This is a genomic window from Polaromonas sp. (genome assembly GCF_029945685.1).
GTDB lineage: Bacteria > Pseudomonadota > Gammaproteobacteria > Burkholderiales > Burkholderiaceae_C > Polaromonas.
Genome location: NZ_JAQSDA010000020.1, coordinates 566875 through 586043 on the forward strand (window position 1 = coordinate 566875; position 19169 = coordinate 586043).

Below are 19169 nucleotides of genomic sequence, written 5' to 3' on the forward strand. Positions count from 1 at the left end.
GGCAGGTTTCTGGCAGTCACAAAACCCCGCCATTGACCGGTCCGGGCTGAGATGGGCCCAAGAAAAAGGCCGCTGACTATCTCTAGTTAGCGGCCTTTGTCATGCGGTATGGTGGGCTGGGGTCAATTGAATGATCGCTTGAAAGCCCCGTGAAATCTAGAATTCAAATCAAGCAACCACTACTTATACCCCCGCTTGTACCCCCGGTTTGCAGTCACTATGCGGAGGCCAAGGAAGTCCATCCAAGTCCGACGGCTCCATCTTCCAATTTGCCGGCCAGGTGTCCCCGCTGGCCGGGTCTTCGTACCCGATAGAACTCAGTTGAACGTCGCTCACCAGTTCACCAGTATCCATCAGGTAGCGTAGGTACATCTCAGGTATCTCATGCCGGTCCACCCAGCCCCATACGCCCGCCTCAGACAAGCCAAAGACCTTGGCGACCTGCCCCACCCCTCCATGCTCTTCCAGCTTCTCCCAGACCCCGTTTAAGCCTTGGATGATGCGTGGTTGGTTGGTGATTGGATTGGCTTCGACATATTGCTCACCGATCTTGTCCTGTAGAAGTCGCAGCGTAAATGGGGGGCTCATCCGCAGCTCCTGAGCTTCTCAAGTTCGATGCCCGAGAGCGCTGAAAGTTGCCTAGCCTTGTCGATATTTGAGATCCGGCCGGCTCTGATCCACTTATGAACGCATCCGTTCGATACGTTGAGCTGGTTGGATGTATGCGTCGGGCCACCGGCTTTGGTGACGGCCCGTCTTACGTGGTTTTCTGTGAAGAACATGTGCTTTTCCTTTTAGTTTTGCATGCTCATCAGGCCAAAATGGAGACTACCTGATGTCTCCTATTTTAGTTCGTCAGCCTCCAGATTTAGACGCAATTGGCGGTCCTACCTGGCTGCTATTACCTCTGCGAGGGCCGATCTAGAGGAAGCGTTTTGACTCTCTACGTCAGTCACGGTTTGTCGAATATTTTGAAAGGCATCCTGCATGTTTTTCAACCGCTCCGTATTGGTTGCCATTGCGGTTCCCGGTGCTAATTTCGATGGGTTGGCTTCGATGAACTGATAGATCTGCATGAGCTTCTCGACCACGTCTTTCATAGCGCTAAGCTCGGCCAACCTTGCTTCCATCGTTACCATGATTTCTTTGGCGTTGGCTACAACTGCGTCCCTGTCCCCGATCTTCAATCGTGGCCTGAGAACGTCAATCTTCTCGACCAAAGTCTGATACTTCTTTCCGGACAGCTCACCTTCCTGCTCAAGCTCTAGCCGGCGGTTTTCTAGTTGTACGGGAGTGAGAGCAGCAAAATCCTCTGTACCCACCGTGGCATTCATAAACTGAGGTTGAACCACAGACGTCACTGGGACCGGGGCTGGAGCCCTGTCCGGCGAGTTCAGTGCGCCGGCATAATTGAAAATCAAGATAAATACGATGAAGATCCCCCCCAAGATGAGATAGCCGGTCGGTACATTCTCCCCAGGAGTCTTTGGCGTCTTCTCCTTTGGGAGCAAACCGTTCTTTGCCAAAAGCTTTGGCATGAAGGCGGTCACGTCCTGGAGTTGTTTGCCGTGCACTGTGCAATAGTGACTATTCTTGGCCACGCTCATAGTGCATGTCTGGATGTAGCAACTGTGAGCTAAACAAAAATCCGAGCCCTCGCAGGCCAAGTTCTCGCACTTGGACAAGACGCCGCCTTGAGTACACCTTAAAGCGGCAAAACCACGCTCGATCTCATCCAGTTTCTGGTTCCCCGCAGTTCTGTCCATTAGCAAAGCATTCACCGACAGATTCACTGCCTTCTTTGCCTCTGCATAGACCCTGAGCGCTCTATTGGCACCCTCGACGTAGACCGACTCCCGAGCTTTATAGGCCTGCTTGAAGTCGGCCTGCTTGCTCCGAAGCCAGACCAGTGCGGCATTGAGCTCCGCAATCCCCGACTGATACAACGTCACCCGGTCAGTGACAGTCTGATTGCCACCGCTTGCCGAATTGACCTGTTGAAGAACTTCCCTCCTGCGATTGAGTACAGGTAAGAGCCAGGTCTCGATATGCTCGATCAGCATTTCGACGGTGTCCCAGTTTGGAACCATCTCCGGCTTCTCAGACAAGGCCAATAGTCTTTGTGTGCGGTCGGCCTGCTTGATGGTGTCGAAGCTGTTGATCAGGTCAACGCCCATGCCGATGGCCGCACCCGCTACGGCTGCATGGCGTACCCCAGGGATCATTCCGACTATGCCGATTTGCTCATTCGCATCAGCACCCGTTATGTTTTCGAACTTTTTGCTGTAACCTCCAAGCCAATTGGCAAACGAGTCGGGGTCATTGCCTGAGAGGCGGTCATCGATATCGGCGAGCTCCAAGGTCCAGACCTCCGAGAAGGTGCTTAACGACGGTGTCGAATGTGAGTGTTGGTCGAGTACTTCGTTCATTCCAAAAGCATAAACCAAGTTGTTATTAACAACAACTATGCAGTTCCCGCAAAATAGCAGCAGCGTTTCACACTCGCTGAATGCCCGTCGATGACAAAAAAGCGTTCGCCGAAAGACTCAAAACTGCCCTGAAGCGGCTGCCTAAGTCCATTGAAACGGCTACTGAACTGGCTCATCAGTTCAATCTGAAGCATCAAAACGAGCCGATAACACCCCAAGCTGCCCAACGTTGGCTAAAGGGAACGGCTTATCCCACGGCAGACAAGCTCCAGACCCTGGCCGACTGGCTCAATGTCTCCGCTCATTGGCTGAAGAATGGCCCGCCCCCGGCACCGAGAAAGTCGGCATCAGGTAAACGTGGACAGCCAGGACAGCCCGGTCAACTGAACGAGAAGGAAGCCAGGCTACTGGCGAAGTTACGGTTGCTTTCAGAGCACCAGGTCTACATCGTGGCCGAGCTCATTGACCAGTTGGCACTTGAACGTGAGATCTGGGCAGATCCGTCCGAGAAATAACCGGCAAAAGGTTTCAGGCGTCCCACGGTGGCTAAATGCTCGAAAAAATGCCGCTTAAATGGGTTCGGGGCCTAGCTTCCGGCGTTACCCGGTAGCCCGCGCAGATACTCCATTGCGGCCCCTTCCCTCTCAATTTCGGGAAACGCGCGAGCCAGCACTCGAAGCATCTCCTCTTTGCTCTCCAGCACAGCCAGAAGCTGATCGGCAAAGTCATTCGCCACCGCCGACAAACTGTGCTCCTTCATAAAGTCCTGGATAACCTGAACTTGAGGCGAGTCGGGGAGCACGTAGCGTAAGAATGCCCAGTGCAAACAGACAGCAAGCCTTCTCTCGCTGTCGGGGATAGCCCGAAGGCCGCCACAGACGTCGGCCATGACCTCTTCCCAGTGGGGCTTACGCTCTGGATGAAGTTCGATCTCCAAGGGAACAATCACTATGTGTTCTAACGCGTTGTCGATGTCCGTTAGCCTCTCGGCTATGCCCTGATCCCATCTCATCGCACTTGCCAATGCCAGCTTCGGCACGCGCTGAACATGGAAGCGCTGAATATGAAGAAACTCATGCCTAACCGCCCCGTCCGGAAAGTACCCGTTGGTCGGTACAAACAGTCGAAGTCGCCGGGGTTCAATGGAAACTTCAAGCCGGCCTTGCCCGAGCGGTCCGGCCACGTTGAGCGCTGAATCCCCAAAGACCTCGACTTGCAAACCAGAGTCTTGCTCTACCTTGTGGACAAACTCCTGGACGGATTGACTGAGGCGGGCGAGATAGGCAGGCTGCATGATCCGACAGTCAAGTTATCTCAGCCCATTGCGAAACGCAGTCGCTGCCGCATTGACGGCAGACATTACGGCAACGAATAGTCCAGCATAAATCACGAGAAGGCCAAAGAAAGCCTCCAAAAAAACGGTGCGTTTGATCCTCCAGGTAAGGGCGACCATGCCGCCTAAAACCTTAATGTCAGAGTGTCCGCGAAGCCGCAGCCTTTGCCTTGCTCGGGTCAGATCAAGCGGTGATATGAAACCGTTGTCCATAAAAGCCGACACGTTGGCCCACATCGACAAGGCCGCCGTTAACGCACAGACGTAGAAGGCTGCAGTCAAGAGCCAGTTACTAAGGTCTATGCGGCTGAAGTCGAGTTGAACCCAGGCTAGTAGAGAAATCGACACCAGCAAGATCATTGGCGTCAGGTTTCTGAGAAATTCGAGAAAGGCAGCTCGCCCAGGACCGAGGATGTACATGAAGCAAAGTCTAACTTCTTCTATCCATATTACAGACGTAGCTTGTCGATCATTTGGCTATGGAACGAGAGACCTGCTCTGAGACTTCCGAAAAGTAGCTTCTTATGCCAGACTCCGCCGATGAAACTGAACTCCTACATAGACGCTATTCCGCGTGCCACCCCCACGCTCGCTCTGTACACGGACGGTGCGAACCTCAAGATTAACTTGGGCGCAGTATCCGAGAGTGGCCGCTGGAGCCTCGCTGAAAATCGCTCATTTTTGAAGGTGCTTATCTACCGCAAGACGGATACTGGTGGCGACATCTATGTCGGCGACTTTGTCCGTAAGATCAAGCGGCCACGGACCGATGAATTTTCATACGTGCAGTTCTCCAACACGAAGCTCGTTGGTAGAACAACCGTAAAGTGGACGGAGTTCACCGACCAACCGAATAGTCGGTCGCAACGCGTTTACTTACCCCGTCCAAGCGCTGTTTGGATAGACCCTTCAGAGGAAAAAGACTACTTCGAGGGCGCAACCACTTCCGTCGTTGTCAACAAGTACGAACGCGACCCGAAGGCGCGAAAGGCGTGCATAGATCACTTTGGAGCGAAGTGCCGCGTCTGTGATATGACGTTCAAAGAAAAGTATGGCGCGAAGTTAGGCGGTGAATTCATTCACGTTCACCATGTTGTCCCGCTCTCCTCAATCAAGAAGACCTACAAGGTCAACCCCCTCAAAGACCTCGTGCCTGTCTGCCCCAACTGTCACGCAATGCTTCACAACGGTAACTTAGGACCAGATGAATTGCGTCGCCATCTCAAGAAATAACGGCGTCAAACGGCGATTGAGGACCAGAATCAGCGATCAGCCCATTCGAAGATTGCAGCGACGTACACAAAGTTCGGCGACTTTGTGTACGTTGACCCGATTCTTTGCCTTTGATTCAAGGCAGTCGGACGACTCAAAGTTTCTTATATATAGATAGAGAAATCAGACTGAAATCGGCCAAAAACCTGGCCACACCCAGATCACTCCTGGGGCGGGGCCAGCTTCGCCGCAGCCTCTTTCTTGCCCATCTTCCTGAGCGCAGCAATGGCTGGCATCTGACTGGCTCTCGGGCGGGTCGTGCCCTGCTCCCACTTATAGACCGACTGATCGGAACAGCCCAAAAGCATCCCAGCCTCAGCCGCAGACAGCCCCAGCCGCTTGCGTTGAGTGGCCAAACCTTTAGCACTGAACCTGACAACTGATCCAGCCTCTCCAGGGGTAACAACTGGCCCCCTCTTCGGCGAACCCTTGCCTAACTTCGCCACGAGACGCTCCAGGTCAGCAACACGACGCTTTAAGGCTGCGATGTCTGAGCGATACGCAGCCGAGGACTTCTTCAGGGCTTGAAGCTCCGTGCGGACCTCCTTGCGTGAGACACGGGAGATCTCGGACTTGAGAATGGTGGCGATGTTCATGTGAAAGATACTAGCGAGTTATTTTTAGGTCAAACGGAGTACTATTTTCCACAAGTTAAACATTGTCCGTCTTGTGAAGAGCAGAGCCTTCCATCGCAGTCTTCTAATGGGCAATCCCTTACAGTGACCAAATATTTCTCACTGCAGACAACACAGAACAATTCACCACATTCGTGGGACTCTCGTGTTGTAACAGCAAGCCGTTCGTCAAAGCCTGCATCTCTGTTCACAGAGACTAAGCAATCAGGGCAAAAATATCGTGGTTTTTCCTTATCAAATGCAAAAAGTTTGAGAGTCTGCTCCGGGCTCATCAGATCAACTATTACTTTGGTTTCCACACAAAGAGAGAGAAGATACCACTGCCCCTCATCAAGAATCGAATCTGGTGCGGTTTCCATTAAATATCTTCTGACTTGAAGCCAAGGCTTATCAGGAAATAAGTAGGAGTAAAACTCCAAGGTTGTCTCAACCACCTCAAGAGCTTCGACACCCAAGTTCTTGTCTACCGTGTGAGCAATAGCATTTCTCTTTTTCCTGGCTGCTTCAAAACGTTTTGCAAACTCACCCGCTACAGCCGTTGACGAAACAGTTGTCAGCAGTTTGACTAAGTCTTGCGCATCGACACTTTTAAAACTGGCAAAAGCTACTGAATTCCCCTCCTTTATTGCTGGCCACTTAGAAGGGCTATCGGCCAGCAGGAGGAACGGAGAAACCTCGGCAATCTTACTTTTGAGTGCAAACTCAACACCTTGTTGAGCCAAAGTCAACGCAGTGGCCAGCCTTCGTCTTGCCGCCAACCAATAGTCACTCTTCACCTCATTTGCATCTTCCAGCCAATCCTTAGCATCTTCAAAGGCGGTCAGCAAACTGGCAGCAGAGTCCCAAGCCAGATTGAACAACTCTTCAGACGTGTCGCGAAAATCCGCTGCGGTTGGAATATCTGTAATCATTCTGGTCCTGTTCTTCCGGGGGTAGGTCTTAGGGCCACCTTGAATACAAGTCAAAAGCTCAATCTTGGCCCTCCTAGTTGGTATAAGAAATATACACAACAACCAAGGAACCTCACCATGTCAATCATCCTGCTGGACCTTCTCAAGGTCGCAGCAACTGCAGTAGTCAAAGCCGTCGCTGAGTACCTTTCAGCTTCGAAGCCAAACGACACCGCCAGCAAGTAAAAGCCCTTTTCTTTCAATCCAAGCCCCTCCACGGTCTCGTGCAGGGGCTTTTCTTTTTGGAGCTACTAATGTCACACGAAATCAACACCATGGCCTACGTGGCTGAAACACCTTGGCATGGCCTTGGTTCAAAGCTGCCCCCTGGTCAGTCTATCGAAGCTTGGCAAGCTGCCGCAGGAATGTCTTGGTCAATCAAAGAGACTCCGGTCATGTATTCAGTCGGTGCCGAGTCCGAACTGCACTTTCGCACCAGCATGGAGAACAAGGTTCTCTTCCGCAGTGACACACACGCACCGCTTTCCGTTGTATCGAATCGCTATAAGCCTGTTCAGCCAAGAGAAGTCCTGGAGTTTTTCAGGAGTTTGGTCAGCGCTGGCGGCTTCGAGCTAGAAACAGCCGGGGCACTCAAGGGCGGCAAGAAGCTTTGGGCACTGGCTAAGACCAACCAGCAGACTGTTCTCAAAGGCAACGATACGGTCAAGGCGTACCTTCTTCTGGCAACGTCATGTGACGGAACTCTTTGCACACAGGCGTTCTTCACATCGGTCCGAGTCGTTTGCAACAACACCTTGCAACTTGCTCTTGGGGAATCTGCCGGCGTTGTGAAAGTCCCTCACTCCACCAGGTTCGATCCGAAGACAGTCAAGGAAAGTCTTGGCTTGGGCCTCTCAGCCTGGGACCAATTCAGCCGCTCAATGAAATCTCTGGCAAATCGCCCGGTGTCCGAAGTCGAAGCTCGGGCATTCCTGGAAACGGTCTTGGGCGATGAATTCGAGGACGACGGCAAGGCTCATAGACCCATCCAAACAGTCTATGAGCTGTTCTCTGGCAAAGGTCTTGGTGCCGACATGCAATCCGCCCAGAACACTGCCTGGGGGCTTCTGAACAGCCTCACTGAGTACACAGACCACCGAACCAAAGCTCGAAGCCAGGACAACCGTCTGAACTCAGCTTGGTTTGGGGCCGGTGCGGCTCTCAAGGCGAAAGCATTTCAAGAGGCCATGCTGCTCACCGCTTAAACCTTCTCCCCTCTCCCCGCACCGCTGAGGTGGTGCAAACGTTGGCCCCGGCTGGAATCTGTCCAGTCCGGGGCTTTGTCTTTTTGAACTCAAGGAAATCATCATGGAACAACAACCCCAAGGGAATTCGTTCGTCCGCCTGAGCAACATCAACGTCGCAAGCCACGTTGAACGCAAAGGCAACTTCTGCTACCTGTCCTGGCCCTTCGCCGTATCCGAACTCCGCAAGGCTGACCCGCTGGCTTGCTGGGAAGTCATCCGGTTCAACGGCCTGCCTTACCTGGCAACCGAGACCGGGTTCTACGTCGAGGTAGCTGTGACTGTTGAAGGCGTGACATTGAGCCAGGTACATCCCGTGCTCGATGCCCGGAACAAGCCCATTCAGAACCCGACCGCGTTTGACATCAACACGTCAATTCAACGGTGCCTGGTCAAAAGTATTGCACTGCATGGGCTAGGTTTGAGCGTCTATGCAGGCGAAGACTTGGCGAACCTGGAAACAGCCCCAGCACCTACCGCAGCCGTGAAGGAAAAACCAGCCTCACGCCAGGCAGCAAAGGCTCCGGCTACGCCTACCCCACTCCGACAAGTCCCGGCCACGATCGACGCAAAGCAACAGGCTCGCATCCGGGAACTGATTGCAGAAACCGATGCCGACCTAGCTCGTCTGCTGGACTACTTCTCGGTGGAAAACCTCGGTCAGATCCAGGCGAACCAGTACGACCGGGTGATCCGAAGCCTTGAACACAAGAGGGCAGCATGACCCGGATCGTCAGACTGATTCAAGGTACTGAGGAATGGCACCAGCACAGAGCTTTGTATCGGAATGCATCTGAAGCTGCGGCCATGCTTGGGCTGTCTCCCTGGATGTCTCAATACCAGCTTTGGGAGGTCAAGACCCACCGAAGGCGTCAGGAAGTCACATACCCGATGCAGCGCGGCATTGAGCTTGAGCCTGCAGCAAGAGCGGCTTACGAGACCCACACCGGAATCATCATGCAACCGGTGGTCATGGTGGACGGCGAGTATTCAGCCAGCCTGGACGGACTGTCACTGCCCGGTGACACGATTCTCGAAGTGAAGTGCCCTATGAAAGGCACGGACAGCGAGACGTGGAAGCTGGCAGAGGCTGGCCAGGTTGAACGCCACTACCAACTGCAAATACAACAGCAGCTCATGGTCAGCGGAGCCAAGCGTTGCCACTTCTGGGTATTCAACGGAAAGTCAGGGCGAATGGTGGAAGTGCTGCCAGACCTTACAGACTGGGGAGTCCTTGAGACTGGCTGGGACGCCTTCATGAAGTTCGTCGTCACCGACACCCCACCACCACTGACGCCACTGGACACGGTTTACCGGGATGATGACGCCTGGAGGTCGGCGGCTGAGGTCTACATTGCCCGGAAGACTGCTGCAGAGCTAGCACTGGCAAAGGCTGAAGAGGCCAAGACGGAACTTGTGGAATTGGCCCAGCACAGCAGTGAGCGAGGCTATGGCGTGTCTGTGTGTCGGTTCTGGAAGGGGCGGATGAACTCGAAAGAGGAGGTTCGGGTCACTTTGACCAAGCAGGAGGTACAGCCATGTTGAGCGTGCTGTTTTGGGTAATATTTACACCAGTCCTGCTGATTAGCGTGGCGATGGCTTGGCTGTGGCTGCTGTCAATGGTGTTCAGAGCCATTTTTCGGGGCTGAGTGACAGAGGAAGAGAATGGGGCCTTAGGGCATTTTTCTCTCGGTGAAAGGCACGAGGTCGCCATCTGGCTAGCTCACGACGGGTCCTGGCCAGATACGCAAAGCAGCAACCCAAAGTGAATTTCCTCGCTGAGTAATCTCGTCTTCACCCCAAACGCTTGCTGAGAGCAAGCTCCGATTTAAATGTAGGTTCGTGTGCGATAAAAATAAGTCCTTCTTCACTTCAAAACTATAGTTTTTTGCCGCTCGATTTGTTCCGTAGTGCAATAAGGTGAGGTTTCCGAAAGTAGGGATCAGTTGCTCACGCTTCGCAATTGCCGCTTGTTTAGCCGTTCGTGCATCGGTTGAAATAAACCCGGAATTAACGTCAACCACCTCTTGTGCCGAAGCTACTGACCCGTCTCCAAGCGGCCAATGCTCAGTCCAGCTTTGCGGCAGCATGTGGTCAATATCCAAACTATCAAGCGATGGGGTGATAGGCTCCTCAGATCGCTCAGTTCGCAAGGCGTTCTCCAACTCCACTAGCACCGAACGCATTTTGGCCGTATCCAAGTGTCCTCCATACATGGGACTACCCACAAAATGGCGCAAAAATTCGTCGTCTCGTGGCCACCGTCCAGCATCCCCTGAAAACGCCTTTAGTGCTTCAGACAAGCTACTAGACGTGAGGGGGCTACCCTTAAGATTTCGAAGTACCTGCAAAAATACCTTGTTATAGTTTTTGTTCGTCAACTTACAAATTGCACGTCTTATAAGGTATGAACCAAGGGTGTTGAACATCTCATTTTGTTCAGCTTCGGAGCCGCCAGACCGTGCAATTGCGAGTGCGAGTACATAAGTCGTACTAGCATCCCACTGTGCAAAACGCTTACCAAAATGGCCAATCGGGGCCTTCGGATTTCCGTCCAACAGGGCTTCATAGGAGTCGGCATATTCATCCAAGAGATGAAGTTGACCTTCTGCACTAATTCCCGTAGCTTTCACATATCGCTGATACTCAGCATAAATTCGTCCCTGGTCTACTTCATCCCGCAATTCCGCTTGCAATACAGTTTGAACAAACCATTCGGTCCTGGGCCGATTCAGGCGACCCCTGCGTTCGTTGGACTTCCATCCCCTACTTTCATAGCGGCTCCAAAGCTCGGTATATAACGCAGCAGCATCAGATCCTTCCGCCTCAGCATTCAGAAAAACATAATTTCTAATCAAATCGGTGGCAGTGAGTTCAACCCCGTGCCCATTTAAAGTCTCAAAAATTACTTGCGCATCATCCTTCGCATCGAGCGTAATTGCAATTATTACAAGATCGTCCAACACGGCAGACACCAACGCTTCAGATGCCTCGTTTGGCGGACTGTCAATAGTCTTCATCCAGGCAGTCATCTGCTCTGCGAAATACCAAATAGCTGCGAGTGCTGGCGGGTGATTGATTCCAACTTTTTTCAGTGTCGCTTGCTGAGTGAAATGCTCAGGAAAATCACGTCGCAGATCGTCAAACGACGTAGATACGATGGCACGCTCATAGGCCCCCCGGTCATAAAACGTTGGCCAAACCTTAAAAGGCTCAACAGATTTATCGCGCATGTTTCGCAAGTCAGAGTTCTGCAGGCATGTTTCAACTGCCGGAAGGAGCTCAACGCAATCGGTATTACGCAAAACGATGGTGAGCGCAGCTAGAGCGAATTGAAGCGTTGTAATCCGTTGTTGTCCATCAATAATGTGAACTTTTTCAACGCCCAGTATCTTCTTGCGCTCTTGCGGCTCCAAGACTATTGCGCCCATAAAGTGAGGCGTCGGTGGCAAATCAGCCAATCGTGCTTCTGCTTTCTGCTGGATGTCCAACCACAGGCGAGACCATTGATCCTGTTTACTCCAAACGTAAGCACGCTGGTAAAACGGAACGCAATACTGGCGCTCAGGTTTAAAGAGTTGATGAACCGAAGTGCGGTCAGAATCCATAATGTCCTTCTTTTTATTGAATGTTGATCGATGCGGCTAGATCAATCTTTCAGAACTACCTGCTCAAGGTCACCGTCATAGTGGTAATGAATAATTTCGCCATTTATAAGTAGCTGAATCGCCAGTTCAATGCTGGCAATAGGAGCGATGAACCACTCTCTTGGAACATGAAGCTTGCCTTGTCCATCTGTGACCTTCAGTTCCAGGCAGTGCTTTCCAAAGAATGTGTGAAGCAGGTTCTCAAATTTCTGTGGATTGAGGTTGTAGCACTGGAACGCTGAGACAATTTTTACCGGCGCCATCAAGTAGGTTGGCTCCTTGGCTGCATTCTTAATACGGTCTTCAACTGAAGTCGTGGCAAAGCCAATCTTGAAGAGGTTGGCGATCTTCTTGACCTCGGGCAATTCGCTTCTGGACTTCAGGACATAAACATAGCCGGTGGACTGGTCATCCGACTTGATGAGTTCCAGCTCCTCCAATGCCTTGTCGTGGCCGTCAAGGATACGCCGACCAGATGGGTCCTTGTAGAGTTCTGTCGCAAGGGAGCGAAGCAACATGTTGGACTCAGTGCCATTGTCAAAGATGACTCTGAGCCTGGCATTTACCTTCTTGTTCTTTACTTCCTTCTCGCCCACTTCTGCCACATAACAAACCACTCCATGCAGTACGAAGAAGTGACCTGGTTTGATCTGCTGTTCACCCGTAAAAGCCCTCATTTCCCGCATGCCAGCACTAAGCTCTGCGTGACAAGTGACAAATAGCGGCTCAAATTTTTCAAAGTCCTCACACGGCTTGCGAGAAGCAATTTTGTCAGGCATTTTCATGGTGGATGGAACGTGGCGAAGCTTAAAGATGCTCTCTTCACCTTCGTCCAGTAGCCCTAGGTCGTCGTCCCCATAAATATCATCAACAGTCTCAACAAATTTCCCCAAAAGTTGATGGGTGTCAATGGCTCTCAGTGAATCAGATTTGAGCTTACTTGAACGAATGCCAGCTAGACGACTATTGAGCTTGAACTCATGCATGTCTGAATGATTGGGCTGAGGCTCACGTCCATTTTTGACAAAGAATTCCTCAATCTCCTTAAATGACGAAACAAGACGATGGTCTGCCGTCATGGCACCAGTTGATATCGGCTTAACCTTAAGCAATTCAAGGTCGTCGTCAGCCACCAGCTTGAGAAGGTCTTCCTTCTTCATACGCCTTGCTGTCTCCGTTGATTTCGAATGTAGATAAGTGCCTCACCCATACGGACTTCAAGGGCATCGGTAGACTGTGGGTTAGGTGCTCTTCCATTGATGCGCGTGAACTCCTTCACCTTTGGCCATAGGAGCAATGCCTCCTCCGGTGTCATAACGATACGGGTTGCTTCAATGGCTTCCTGAATGGTCTTCAACACACTTGCTGTGACAGATTTGGATAAGATTTCAAAAGCCGACTGGAACGGGTTCACCTTGTCAATGAGGTCAATATGCAAGTCGTCTATGTTCACAAACTTACCAGCCATTTTGATGAATCTGCGATCACCGTCCTCCTTAAATTCTCCACTTTTCAAAACAGAGTCGGCAACGATGTGCTGGCGTACTGTCTCAACTTCGTCGTCCGTCAAATCTGGATAGCGAAGCTTGATGATTTTGGGGATGAGAATTTTGTTGATGACTTCAGGATCAACATTTCCAGGTATTGCCTTGAGCATGGTGTCATCTTGAAGAATGACTGCCTTCATATCGTTTAGGTCTGACTCAATGATATCTTTGAGCTTCTTTGTGGATGGCTCCTTGAAACCACCGATCTTTACTTCGCCTGGTCCTGCCTTGTCGTCATCATTCAGTTTGGTTTTGAACTTGAAGTTCGGCGCAAGAACCTGCTCCATCAGAAGTGAACAAGTAATGGCCTTCAACATATTGTTTACGGCAACCTTCACAAGATCGTCATGTGCATCAGGCTGCGCAATCAGGTTCGTGAATTGAGCGTGGGACTTATTGGGACTGTCCCGCGTGCAACGGCCAATGATCTGGATAATTTCCGTCAAAGAGCCTCTGTAGCCGACAGTCAACGCATGTTCACAGAATGACCAGTCAAAGCCCTCTTTCGCCATTCCTAAGGCAATGATGAGATCAAGCTCTTCTGGCGTTTTTATTGTCCTCAGAAAATTGACTATTTTGTCTCTGGCTCTAGGTTCATCGTGAACCAAATCGGCAACACGGATAATTTTTCCGTCAGTGTGCCTCTTGACTGTGATGACCCCAGTTGCAGGGTCTTGGCTTTGCACGACACCAATGATGTCTAAGATCTCGTCAACTTCTCGGTACTTGTCCTGGGTAGATTCACCCGACCGAACATGTGGAATGTGAAGGATTGTTTTCTTGTCTGTATCCAGTACTTCACCAATCGCACTGAGATAACGTCTCTGGTAGAAGTGATAGCCAATACCCAATGACTTCATATAGGTGTAGCCGTTCAACTGCTCGTAGTAGTTGTAAGTCACCTTAGTGAACTTGGCCTCATCCTCAGGCAACAGCACGGGGACACTGTCACCACGGAAGTAGCTTCCAGTCATCGCAACAATATGCACCTTTGACTTCTGCATGACAGTGCGCAGCAGGAAGCCAAGCTTGCTGTCAGCATCTGCTGAGACATGGTGGAACTCGTCAATTGCGAGAACACAACCGTCCAATGCTTCCTCTTCAATGGCTTCGAATGCGAAGCGAAGAGTTGCATGTGTGCAAATCAGAATGTCGCTGTCGTCCTTCAAGAAATTCTTGAATGCCGTAACTTTGCTTTGATCTCCACCTGGTGTGCAAAGATTGTTCTCAGGCTTCACCACCCAGTCTGTAAAGAACCCATGCTCTGACAGCGGTGTGGAGGCAAATGACGATCCGATAGACCGCTCAGGAACAGCAATGATTGCCTTCTTGATTCCTTGGTAATGAATCTTATCCAAGGCGAGGAACATCAATGCACGACTTTTACCTGAAGCAGGTGGAGCTTTCAGTAAAAGATACTGCTGATTCCTGGCTTCATAAGCCCGAGCCTGCATCTCCCGCATACCCATGTCGTTGAGCTTCGTGCTCTCACCAGTCTGATGGTAGGTGACTTCGACTAAATTAGGCATCTCAGCTCATTTCCAAATATTGATTAAAAATATAGCTCAGACGCTCTTCATCATCTGCAAAACCTGAGATTCGGAAGCATTGCTCCACTGCTATATCAAGCTCATGGTGACTTTTTCGAAGGTCATCAGGCATGTCTTCAACATCGTAAAGATCAGAAAGACTTTTCTCGGAGTAAGCCTCCCTTATTGAAAGCATTTGCAAAACTTTGGTGCGTACCGCAGCCTTAAAAGATTCTTTTGGACTCGGAAACGGATAGTTGTTGTACACGATATCCTTGGAGTATCGAAAGTCCTGCTTTATACGACCACAAACAGCATCCACCCATACCATATGCATTCTTGACATCAATACACCATATAAAAATAAGTCATGACTTGCAATAATGAGGCAGCTATTTCCAGCGACATATTTTGGAGTGAATAGACCCATAGGTATATATTCACGTTGCGATGATGAATGGCAGGGAATCAGTATGAAGTTCTGACCTTTGGGTTGTGTGATCTGCGCAAAAAGGTGAGGTATAGCGGCTAGTTGAGGCCGCGACGACGCTTCACGAATCTTTTTCAGCTCAATTACTCTCTTTGCAATCACGGCAACATCCATATAGCTCTTGCGATCCACATCCTCCAACCAGATACACCAACGATCCGATCCATTCAAATATTCCTTCGCTGAAAGGAAGGGCTTTATCCATCGCTCGGCCCTACTGTCGCTTTGAACGACTTCTATTTTTTGCTCTGTGGTCAGCAACAACTTTCCGCCATCCGCGGGCATGTTCCCGAAGTTCATCTCAGGATAGCCAGCAATCTGCTTCGAACGCGAATGCACATACACCGTTCTTGCATCAGCCAAGTATGGATTTATCTGCTTCGCCTCTTTCGCATAGCTGTTCCTGTAGATAATTTTTTTACCGGGTCCGACAGCCTTCACCCCGATAATAATTACGACGACTTTTGCATTCTTCTTGGCACTGTTGGACCATACAAAGCTAGTGTGGGCAAAGAAAATTTCTAGATTTTTTTCTAGCACAAGTGGCCATCCAAGAGCAACTTGCTCACCTTGACAAATTGAGTTGGTCGACACAAAGGCAAAGGCCGATGAAGTTCCGGATATGTAGGCTGCAGCTTTAACAAACCACGCAAAAATGTAGTCAACACTTTTATAGTCTTCACCAAATACATGAATAAGATCTGCCGTCTGTTCCTCACTCTGCCTTCTAGACCCTAGATACGGCGGATTTCCCAGAACATAAATTTCCTCATCTTGTGAAATGGGACAGATTTGCTTCCAATCGGCGCGAGTCGCGTTGGCACAAACAATCTTTCCGCTCGGTTTCAACGGTAATGTCGGTGTGTTTTTCCCGAATTTTTTCATGAACACCATGTTCATTTGGTGCTCAGCCAACCACAATGAAAGCATTGCGATTTCATGTGCAAAGTCATCCAGTTCAATGCCAAAGAACTGACTTAGCTGGATTCCCGTCAATCCGAAATCAAGTTGATGATTTAGTTCACTTAATCGATTGAAAATATCCATTTCAAGTCTGCGAAGTTCCTTATAGGCAATGATCAAGAAGTTTCCTGATCCGCACGCTGGATCAAAAACTTTTATTCTTGAAATCCGCCGTTGCAAATCCTGCAATCGTTTTTCGCTATCCCTATTTTTCTGGAGTTCCTCGTAAAGACCATTAAGAAAAAGAGGCTCGATAACCTTCATGATGTTAGCTACTGAGGTGTAGTGCATCCCCATGCTCCCGCGCTGTTCAACGTCAACAACTGCTTGAAACATCGAACCAAAAATATCTGGATTTATTTCAGACCAGTTCAGATCAAGACCGCATTTGATTAAAAGGTCACGTGAGCGTTTATCAAATTTCGGGACCTCAATGTTCTGAGCAAACAATCCGCCATTTACATATGGAAAGTCTTTCATGTAAACGGGCGACTTGTCCCGTTTTTCTTGGTTCAAAACGGAGAAGAGGGTTTGAAGGTACTCAGTTAAGTCAGTTCCATCTGCTGATGTATGCGACTCAATGCTTTTGCTAAACAGCTTGGCCTTGAAGATTTCTGTGTCTTCAGCGAAATAACAAAATAGCAATCTTGAGAGAAATACATTAAGCCTGTGCCGATCCTCAACTGTCTCAACCGGATTTCTATCAAGAATCAGGTCATAAAGCTTTGCCATTTTTTCGGCTGCTTTGACATCAGCAGGACTGTCTTCCACCTGCTTTGATTTTTCCATTCCTGCCCACGGGAGGAAAAAGTCAAATTTGCTTCCGAGTTCAACGAATTCCATTTCCAGGTCTTCACCTGTCTTGGTGTCGTATGCACTTATTTTTTCGTAGTCAGTCGCAAGCAAGAACCTGGGCTTGTGCTTTTTGACTCCATCAACCAGCTTCATCTGCTTGAGCAGTTCACTGGGTTTCTGACTGTTGGTGGCACTGAAGAAGACATGGCTCTTCCAAAGAACGGAGGTCTTGTCTTTGGAGAGGTTGTATTCGCCGGCCGCAAGCCTCGTGATGGAAGCTTTAGGCTTACCGTAGGCTGTCAAAAGATCGTAAATGAAATTGGACTGATCGCTGGTGAGTAGGACTTGGCGTACGTTTTGCTCAATTTGGGCAATGTTCATAGTTTTTATTGATCTAATTTTTGGTTTATGGGCAATGTTGCCTTCCCCATTCGTGATGATACAGACGCTTGATACTCACGGCCAGACACCGTTCAACATCCTAGCCAACCTAGCCCCAGCCAAGCTCAGCCGTTGCTCAACAACCGGCGTACAGCGGTCAACGTACACCCCCTCAACCTTGCGGTCTGGATAAAAGCCTGGAGTAGCCACGATGCGGCAAAAGATCTCAAAGATCCCGGCGTCAGCGTTTAAGCCGGAGATCAATAGAACTCGTAGACACGCCTCCTCATTGAACAATCGCTTGATCTAGTACAGACGAAGGGTGAGTTTTCCGGCAATCGCAAGTATTGAAAGGTCCCCCACTTCGTAAGAATTTGAAGATGTCGCACCATTTTTCGGCTTTATCTTTTGCCCTTCTACAACCCATGTGTTGGAGCTGGTTGCACCGTTCTTAGGTTTTAGCTCCTTGCCGTCCCACACCCAGGTGTTTGAGGAAGTGGCTCCGTTCTTGGGCTTAATTTCCTTCCCATCCATCACCCAGGTGTTTGAGGATGTGGCCCCATTCTTTGGTTTCAATTCCCTTCCGTCGCAAACCCAATCTCTCGGTAGCTCAATCTTGTTGCTCATACCATTTCTCCCATAAACGTTCTTAGAAAACACTCACCTTATCTGGACTCCATAGGGCCTCTCCAATCCCTGACGTGGCTGAATATCCTCACGAGCAGCAGCTACGTCTGCAGTTCTGAAAACTCTTTGGGAGCCCCGACATAGTTGTTCGGAGCTTTCAGCTTACTCAGGCATTTGCACCCGGCAGCGGTTTGAATACTGCCGAGAGAGCAGCCGACCCAAGTAGCCCATCTAGCTCTGGGAATTTGGGTGTCACGCCCCTACCGCGTCTTTCACACACTTCTTCGTGAAGCTGTTCTTAGCAGCACCAGCCAACTTCTTGTCCTTTGCGGTGATGTCGCACTTAGCTGCAGCGTCTTTCTCGCACTTCTTCAGGAACGAGTTTTTGGCAGCACCAGCCAGCTTCTTCTCAGCGGCGTTCGCCGCGCAGGTTGCATCCTGGGCGAATACCGAGCCAGTGAACGTGAGAGCGGCGATCAAGCAAATTTTCTTCAGCATGAAATTCTCCGTTGAGTGGGGACATCCCGAGGGCAGTTTAGCGAGATGCAGTGAATTCTGGAACAGGTTTGTTGCTCGTGGGCGAAGTTTTGGGGAAATTCATGGTTTCACATCGACTTCCAGCGCTTCGTAGATCGTGTTCTGGTCAAGTGCCCCACCGGCATACCGAGTTACCCAAGTGCTACGCACGTAGCGTTTGGCTATGGGTGAGTACCACACAGTTTCAACTGCAACCCCCGAAGATCCCGAGCTGCGATTTTTCCAAACACCTTTTCCTTCAATCTTCACTGTTTCGTAAGTTCCAGCCGGAACCGTGATTCGCTCCGTGCCAGCGACTGTGTAGGTCATTTCAATTTGACCCTCACGCCCCCGGCTATTAATCCAATTCCAAGATGCGCTCCACGTCTTCCCGAGCACAAGGGGGAACGCATATCGTTGTTCCTTCTCAATTCTCCCCTTGACATCACTTAGCCTGTTCCAATCGAGGTCATAGAGATATGACTCACTCGGAGTGCCATCGGTCTTCCGGGTTGTTGAAATACTGTCGATGCCGACTAAAGCAACAACCTCCTCCCGCGATCCGGTTGCTACCTTGGAAAAACCATCAAGTGCTGAGGCTTTCCAGCGATCTCCGACCTGAACTGCTGGGCGATCAACAGGGAAAGTTATCTGACCATGCGCGAGTTGCGCGTAAAGAGCGACAACCACTACGAGCAGGCTATTTAGGCGAATGTTCATTCGAGTCCCCCGGTTGGGTTGAACTGCTACCACTCCAAAGCGATTATTGGAGATGGTCCAACGATTTTGCAACGCTCGTGCCCACCCCACA

General features: G+C 50.3%; 18 protein-coding genes. 5 read left to right on the top strand and 13 right to left on the bottom strand.

What is annotated here, in order from left to right; translation table 11 throughout:
• Positions 1–183 precede the first annotated feature (183 nt).
• Together PSV26_RS14270 and PSV26_RS14275 are read right to left on the bottom strand one after the other, a co-directional pair.
• Positions 184–588, bottom strand: coding sequence for a hypothetical protein (locus PSV26_RS14270; RefSeq protein WP_300571614.1), 405 nt, complete (start codon positions 586–588; stop codon positions 184–186).
• Between the two features lie 299 nt (positions 589–887).
• Positions 888–2429 (bottom strand): hypothetical protein, encoded by a 1542-nt coding sequence (locus PSV26_RS14275; RefSeq protein WP_300571616.1) that lies wholly within the window; start codon positions 2427–2429, stop codon positions 888–890.
• Between the two features lie 80 nt (positions 2430–2509).
• Between PSV26_RS14275 and PSV26_RS14280 the strand changes: the two genes are divergently transcribed.
• Positions 2510–2944: a transcriptional regulator gene (locus tag PSV26_RS14280; protein WP_300571618.1), complete on the top strand. Its 435-nt coding sequence runs from the start codon at positions 2510–2512 to the stop codon at positions 2942–2944.
• Positions 2945–3015: 71 nt separating this feature from the next.
• On the opposite strand, the gene PSV26_RS14285 is transcribed toward PSV26_RS14280, so the two are convergent.
• Positions 3016–3723, bottom strand: a complete 708-nt coding sequence (locus tag PSV26_RS14285; protein ID WP_300571620.1) for a hypothetical protein — start codon at positions 3721–3723, stop codon at positions 3016–3018.
• Between the two features lie 15 nt (positions 3724–3738).
• Positions 3739–4182 carry a hypothetical protein gene (locus PSV26_RS14290; RefSeq protein ID WP_300571622.1) on the bottom strand — a complete coding sequence of 148 codons (444 nt, stop codon included), beginning with the start codon at positions 4180–4182 and terminating at the stop codon, positions 3739–3741.
• Between the two features lie 120 nt (positions 4183–4302).
• Between PSV26_RS14290 and PSV26_RS14295 the strand changes: the two genes are divergently transcribed.
• Complete coding sequence (locus tag PSV26_RS14295; RefSeq protein WP_300571624.1) at positions 4303–4995, top strand: HNH endonuclease; 693 nt, start codon at positions 4303–4305, stop codon at positions 4993–4995.
• Between the two features lie 200 nt (positions 4996–5195).
• Here PSV26_RS14295 and PSV26_RS14300 read toward each other — a convergent pair whose 3' ends face one another.
• Positions 5196–5630 carry a helix-turn-helix domain-containing protein gene (locus tag PSV26_RS14300; protein ID WP_300571626.1) on the bottom strand — a complete coding sequence of 145 codons (435 nt, stop codon included), beginning with the start codon at positions 5628–5630 and terminating at the stop codon, positions 5196–5198.
• A gap of 41 nt (positions 5631–5671) precedes the next feature.
• A complete protein-coding gene (locus PSV26_RS14305; protein ID WP_300571628.1) occupies positions 5672–6580 on the bottom strand; it encodes a hypothetical protein in 909 nt (302 codons plus the stop codon).
• A 293-nt stretch (positions 6581–6873) separates the two neighbouring features.
• Between PSV26_RS14305 and PSV26_RS14310 the strand changes: the two genes are divergently transcribed.
• The 3 genes from PSV26_RS14310 (at position 6874) to PSV26_RS14320 (ending at position 9408) form a co-directional block, all read left to right on the top strand.
• Positions 6874–7824 carry a DUF932 domain-containing protein gene (locus PSV26_RS14310; RefSeq protein WP_300571629.1) on the top strand — a complete coding sequence of 317 codons (951 nt, stop codon included), beginning with the start codon at positions 6874–6876 and terminating at the stop codon, positions 7822–7824.
• 103 nt (positions 7825–7927) lie between these two features.
• On the top strand, positions 7928–8587 hold the full coding sequence (locus PSV26_RS14315; protein WP_300571631.1) for a DUF1071 domain-containing protein: 660 nt from the start codon (positions 7928–7930) through the stop codon (positions 8585–8587).
• Positions 8584–9408: a lambda-exonuclease family protein gene (locus PSV26_RS14320; RefSeq protein ID WP_300571633.1), complete on the top strand. Its 825-nt coding sequence runs from the start codon at positions 8584–8586 to the stop codon at positions 9406–9408. Before PSV26_RS14315 ends, PSV26_RS14320 begins: the two co-directional genes overlap by 4 nt.
• A 173-nt stretch (positions 9409–9581) precedes the next feature.
• On the opposite strand, the gene PSV26_RS14325 is transcribed toward PSV26_RS14320, so the two are convergent.
• From PSV26_RS14325 to PSV26_RS14355, 7 genes are all read right to left on the bottom strand, one after another.
• Positions 9582–11471, bottom strand: coding sequence for a DUF262 domain-containing protein (locus tag PSV26_RS14325; protein ID WP_300571634.1), 1890 nt, complete (start codon positions 11469–11471; stop codon positions 9582–9584).
• Positions 11472–11512: 41 nt separating this feature from the next.
• Positions 11513–12670, bottom strand: a complete 1158-nt coding sequence (locus tag PSV26_RS14330) for a GIY-YIG nuclease family protein (RefSeq protein ID WP_300571636.1) — start codon at positions 12668–12670, stop codon at positions 11513–11515.
• Positions 12667–14586, bottom strand: coding sequence for a DEAD/DEAH box helicase (locus PSV26_RS14335; protein WP_300571638.1), 1920 nt, complete (start codon positions 14584–14586; stop codon positions 12667–12669). The genes PSV26_RS14330 and PSV26_RS14335 overlap by 4 nt, the downstream gene beginning before the upstream one ends.
• Before the next feature lies 1 nt (position 14587).
• Positions 14588–17215: a DNA methyltransferase gene (locus PSV26_RS14340; RefSeq protein ID WP_300571640.1), complete on the bottom strand. Its 2628-nt coding sequence runs from the start codon at positions 17213–17215 to the stop codon at positions 14588–14590.
• Positions 17216–17521: 306 nt separating this feature from the next.
• Positions 17522–17842, bottom strand: coding sequence for a hypothetical protein (locus PSV26_RS14345; protein WP_300571642.1), 321 nt, complete (start codon positions 17840–17842; stop codon positions 17522–17524).
• A gap of 252 nt (positions 17843–18094) precedes the next feature.
• A complete protein-coding gene (locus PSV26_RS14350; RefSeq protein ID WP_300571643.1) occupies positions 18095–18340 on the bottom strand; it encodes a hypothetical protein in 246 nt (81 codons plus the stop codon).
• Between the two features lie 99 nt (positions 18341–18439).
• Positions 18440–19078 (bottom strand): hypothetical protein, encoded by a 639-nt coding sequence (locus PSV26_RS14355; RefSeq protein WP_300571645.1) that lies wholly within the window; start codon positions 19076–19078, stop codon positions 18440–18442.
• Positions 19079–19169 lie beyond the last annotated feature (91 nt).

Excerpts from the sequence above, each read along its gene's own strand:
- PSV26_RS14280 (WP_300571618.1), top strand. The coding sequence starts at position 2,510 with ATGCCCGTCGATGACAAAAAAGCGTTCGCCGAAAGACTCAAAACTGCC.
- PSV26_RS14270 (WP_300571614.1), bottom strand. The coding sequence starts at position 588 with ATGAGCCCCCCATTTACGCTGCGACTTCTACAGGACAAGATCGGTGAG.
- PSV26_RS14350 (WP_300571643.1), bottom strand. The coding sequence starts at position 18,340 with ATGCTGAAGAAAATTTGCTTGATCGCCGCTCTCACGTTCACTGGCTCG.
- PSV26_RS14330 (WP_300571636.1), bottom strand. The coding sequence starts at position 12,670 with ATGAAGAAGGAAGACCTTCTCAAGCTGGTGGCTGACGACGACCTTGAA.
- PSV26_RS14340 (WP_300571640.1), bottom strand. The coding sequence starts at position 17,215 with ATGAACATTGCCCAAATTGAGCAAAACGTACGCCAAGTCCTACTCACC.
- PSV26_RS14355 (WP_300571645.1), bottom strand. The coding sequence starts at position 19,078 with ATGAACATTCGCCTAAATAGCCTGCTCGTAGTGGTTGTCGCTCTTTAC.
- PSV26_RS14310 (WP_300571629.1), top strand. The coding sequence starts at position 6,874 with ATGTCACACGAAATCAACACCATGGCCTACGTGGCTGAAACACCTTGG.
- PSV26_RS14300 (WP_300571626.1), bottom strand. The coding sequence starts at position 5,630 with ATGAACATCGCCACCATTCTCAAGTCCGAGATCTCCCGTGTCTCACGC.
- PSV26_RS14275 (WP_300571616.1), bottom strand. The coding sequence starts at position 2,429 with ATGAACGAAGTACTCGACCAACACTCACATTCGACACCGTCGTTAAGC.
- PSV26_RS14345 (WP_300571642.1), bottom strand. The coding sequence starts at position 17,842 with ATGAGCAACAAGATTGAGCTACCGAGAGATTGGGTTTGCGACGGAAGG.
- PSV26_RS14335 (WP_300571638.1), bottom strand. The coding sequence starts at position 14,586 with ATGCCTAATTTAGTCGAAGTCACCTACCATCAGACTGGTGAGAGCACG.
- PSV26_RS14325 (WP_300571634.1), bottom strand. The coding sequence starts at position 11,471 with ATGGATTCTGACCGCACTTCGGTTCATCAACTCTTTAAACCTGAGCGC.
- PSV26_RS14305 (WP_300571628.1), bottom strand. The coding sequence starts at position 6,580 with ATGATTACAGATATTCCAACCGCAGCGGATTTTCGCGACACGTCTGAA.
- PSV26_RS14290 (WP_300571622.1), bottom strand. The coding sequence starts at position 4,182 with ATGTACATCCTCGGTCCTGGGCGAGCTGCCTTTCTCGAATTTCTCAGA.
- PSV26_RS14295 (WP_300571624.1), top strand. The coding sequence starts at position 4,303 with ATGAAACTGAACTCCTACATAGACGCTATTCCGCGTGCCACCCCCACG.
- PSV26_RS14285 (WP_300571620.1), bottom strand. The coding sequence starts at position 3,723 with ATGCAGCCTGCCTATCTCGCCCGCCTCAGTCAATCCGTCCAGGAGTTT.
- PSV26_RS14320 (WP_300571633.1), top strand. The coding sequence starts at position 8,584 with ATGACCCGGATCGTCAGACTGATTCAAGGTACTGAGGAATGGCACCAG.
- PSV26_RS14315 (WP_300571631.1), top strand. The coding sequence starts at position 7,928 with ATGGAACAACAACCCCAAGGGAATTCGTTCGTCCGCCTGAGCAACATC.